The organism is Microcoleus sp. AR_TQ3_B6, from assembly GCF_036702785.1.
In the GTDB taxonomy this organism is placed as follows: domain Bacteria; phylum Cyanobacteriota; class Cyanobacteriia; order Cyanobacteriales; family Microcoleaceae; genus Microcoleus.
Genome location: NZ_JAUBVJ010000193.1, coordinates 1 through 3,615 on the forward strand (window position 1 = coordinate 1; position 3,615 = coordinate 3,615).

General features: G+C 49.3%; 3 protein-coding genes and 1 riboswitch. All 3 genes read right to left on the reverse strand.

Annotated features, from left to right (window positions below; genetic code table 11):
* Positions 1–230: 230 nt before the first annotated feature.
* The 3 genes from QUB56_RS36435 to cobG all read right to left on the reverse strand — a co-directional run bounded on the left by QUB56_RS36435 (position 231) and on the right by cobG (position 3,236).
* Positions 231–941, reverse strand: coding sequence for a precorrin-2 C(20)-methyltransferase (locus tag QUB56_RS36435; RefSeq protein ID WP_332961225.1), 711 nt, complete (start codon positions 939–941; stop codon positions 231–233).
* The gene (locus QUB56_RS36440; protein WP_332961226.1) at positions 938–1,567 is read right to left on the reverse strand and encodes a precorrin-8X methylmutase; all 630 of its coding nucleotides are present in this window, start codon (positions 1,565–1,567) and stop codon (positions 938–940) included. The genes QUB56_RS36435 and QUB56_RS36440 overlap by 4 nt, the downstream gene beginning before the upstream one ends.
* A 136-nt stretch (positions 1,568–1,703) precedes the next feature.
* Positions 1,704–3,236: a precorrin-3B synthase gene (cobG, locus tag QUB56_RS36445; RefSeq protein ID WP_332961227.1), complete on the reverse strand. Its 1,533-nt coding sequence runs from the start codon at positions 3,234–3,236 to the stop codon at positions 1,704–1,706.
* A gap of 56 nt (positions 3,237–3,292) precedes the next feature.
* A riboswitch (adenosylcobalamin-variant (AdoCbl-variant) riboswitch) is annotated at positions 3,293–3,372 on the reverse strand.
* Positions 3,373–3,615: the final 243 nt, after the last annotated feature.

The following is a 3,615-nucleotide window of genomic DNA, read 5'->3' on the forward strand; positions in this document are numbered from 1 at the left end:
ATTTGCTTATGATTGCTTTATTTGGTTTTCAATGTTCGTGACGGCTTTGTGTTCCGCCATGTAAATAAACATAAAGCATATCCTAAGGTTTGTAAAGTATTTTAACAACAGATTAACTGATGAGAGTCATAAGATTCAGTTATCAATATCAGGAATAGTGCATAAATGGGAAAGAGTGCACACAAAAGTAGGAAAAGCCTGGAAGCGCGTCGCCTTCAGGCATGGAAATATTAGGATACAGACTTTTGCTGGCTGGGTATCATAATGAGAGCCCAATAGGGAACTTCAGCGGGATCGACATCTGCGATCGCCCTAATTCGCTGATTAGGCATAGTTGCGCGTTCTATATACAGTGCTCTATCGAACTGTCCCAACTCAATGAGTACGTCCCGGACTTTCGCAAAATGCCTCCCCAGCTTAATAATCACAGCAGCATCAACAACCGCCAGTCGATCGCGCAAAACCTCAGCATCCAGCGTCGCAGGCATAATACTTAACACATCGTTACGATAAGTCAGCGGCACTCCCAACGCAGCCGCACTCGCCATTGTCGAAGAAATTCCCGGCACAACTTCAGTGGTAAATGTTCCCGACAAACGGTTGAATAAATACATAAACGTGCCGTAGAGAAAAGGTTCGCCCTCACATAGCACAGCCACATCCTGTCCCTGGCTCAGATGTGCGGCAATTTTCTCGGCAGCAATATCATAATAAGGTTGAGACGATCGCGTCGGACTAAAAGGCAACGGCATCGGAATCTCAATTTGCTCCGGGCGCAGATAATCTGCGACGATCGCCCGCGCCAGCACCTTACCATTTTCCATCGCCGGATAAGCAATCACCGGTACCGATTGCAAAATCCGATAAGCTTTCAAAGTAATCAACTCTGGATCGCCAGGGCCAATACCCAAACCGTACAATTTACCATTCGCCTCAGTCATAATTCATCCTTTTTCGCTAACGCATTCACGGCCGCCGTTGCCATTGCACTGCCACCGCGCCGCCCGTGCAACGTAATAAATGGCACTCCCCTACTGTTGGCGGCCAGTTCGGCTTTGGATTCGGCGGCCCCGACAAATCCTACCGGGAAACCCAGAATTAAAGCCGGTTTGGGTGCTCCGGCATCCAGCATTTCCAGTAGTCGGAACAAAGCAGTCGGGGCATTGCCGATGGCCACAACCGCACCCTGCAAGTTATCCAGCCATAAATCCAGGGCCGCGGCCGATCGAGTATTTCCGATTTGCCGCGCCAACTCCGGGATTTCGGAATGCCAGAGGGTGCAAATCACCGGATTGTCAGCGGGAAGGCGTTTGCGAGTGATGCCTTCGGCCACCATCCGGGCATCGCACAGGATGGGCGCACCTGCAGAAAGGGCTTGGCGTCCGCAGGTTGCGGCCCCGGGCGAAGCTGCTAAATCTGCAACAATATCGGTCATGCCACAACTGTGAATTAGTCGCACGGCTACCGATTCTAAATCGGGCGGCAAGCTTGACAAATCTGCTTCGGCTCGAATTGTGGCGAAGGATTTGGTGTAGATTTCTGTTCCGTCTCGAATGTAGTCAATCATTCTTTAAAACTGCTTTGGGAATTTTGTGGGATTTGTGAAATAGATTTTTTGAATGAACCGCGAAGGCGTAAAGGACGCGAAGGAAGAAATATCAAGGGAAATGCTTAAAAATTGTCAGTTTTAATGGGATATTTTTTCACCTTAAATTCCGATTTTCGGTGTTCAACAACTCCTGCAATTGGTCGATCGCCCGCCGATCGACAAACTCACCAACTGACTCCAAAGGCTCTCGAAACCGCTGATACACCTGCAACAAAAGCTCGATCGCACCGGGCATCTCGGCCGCACTCACCGCCGGAAAAATTGGTCGCCCGAAGGGCAAATCTTTTCTACCCGCATAAATGTCGTAACCTTCGATCGTCTCGTGTCCTCGCTCAATCTGAATTCCCACCAGTGTGATATCTATTGGTCGGTGCTGGGCGCAGGACTTTTGGCAACCGCTGAAATGAATGTTAATCGGCAGGTCGATCGTCAATTTTTGCGCTAAATCCCTCGCCATTGCTAGGGCGTGACTTTGAGTATCTGTGGTCGCCGACGCACAGCCGCTGCTGCCGGCACAAGCCACCAAGCACGAATCTAGGCGAGTCGCCGACGAGTGCAATCCCAAATCGGCGATTTGCTGTTTTATCTCAAAAAGATGGGAGTTGGGGATATCAGAAATCAACAGATTTTGCCACGGCGTAAGTCTCAGGGTACCGCTGGCTAGATTTTTGGCTAAATTTGCCAAATTCCGCAGTTGCTTTGATTCTAGCCTACCGAGAGGCAGCGCAATTCCCATGTACGAGAAATCCGACTGTCGCTGAGGGTGGATGCCGAGATGTGGGGATTGTTCGATCGCCCTTGCAGATGAGTCGAGCGAGCGGGCGGGCAAGATGCCCACCCCACAAGGAAATTCACTCTTTGTGGAACAGGAATCTTGTCTGTTTTTGGGAAAGGGGCAGGATGTGAATTGCAATAAAAATGGTAAATTCTGCTGTACCCGTTCTAGATAACTTTCAACACCCCAATCTGCCAGCAGGTGACGCAAACGCGGTTTTTTGCCATCAATTCGAGGCCGATTTTTTGTGTATTCAAGATACGCGCTAGCAAGGGCGACTAAGACTGAAATACATTGCGATTGTTGGATTAAAATCCCTGTATCGCTGTTTAAATGCAGCCGAAAAACGATTTCTGATTTTGCCGATCGCCCTGCTGCCAATAAAATATCGTTGCGCAAAGCCTGGATCGAAACCGACTCCCCGCCATCCAAGCCAATGCTGAACTTAGGCGAAAGTTCCGAAAATTCCGGATGGGTTTGCAGGTAATCATCCCAAGCTTTCACTAGCGGGCGAGTATCGAGTAACTGCTGGCGATCGATCCCTGCTGTCGGACTTGCCATTATATTGCGAATCGGGTCAACTTCAACGCGGCGAGACGCTATCCCCAATTCCTGCAAGCGGTTCCAGACTTCCGGGGGAATGGACGAGTGCACTTCTCGGATTTGCAAATTTGCCCGATTCGTCACTTGCAAACAGCCGGTACTGTATTGATCTGCCAAATCGGCGATCGTCCAACACTGCTGCGCGTTTAAAATTCCCCCAGGAATCCGCATTCTCGATAAAACTCCGTCTCGGGCGATCGAACCGTAAAATAAACCCGGACAAGTCGGCAAATCAGTCAAAGCTAACAAATAATCTCCTCCCCGTGCTGCGCAGGGAATCCAAAAGTAAACGCCCACCAAGCGCCCCCGAAATCGGCATTCTGACTTTTACAGTTGCGGCACAGCGCCGGAATTGCACCGGACTTTCCCGCTTTCAGGTTTTAGAAACCTATCACGAGCTGACCCACACAAAGCAAAACCCTCAACTTTCTTAACAAAACCCCTGGCGATCGCCCAGCTCTCTCATTTCATCAGCTTTCCTGATGAGTTGTATCAGTTTAACTGTCGCTAGACCCCTTTACAAAGGTTAACAAGACAGTTAATAATATAAGCATCATCCGAACATTGACAACCAAATACAGCAATCATAAACACATGACCACAACTTTACAGCAACGCGAAAGCGCCA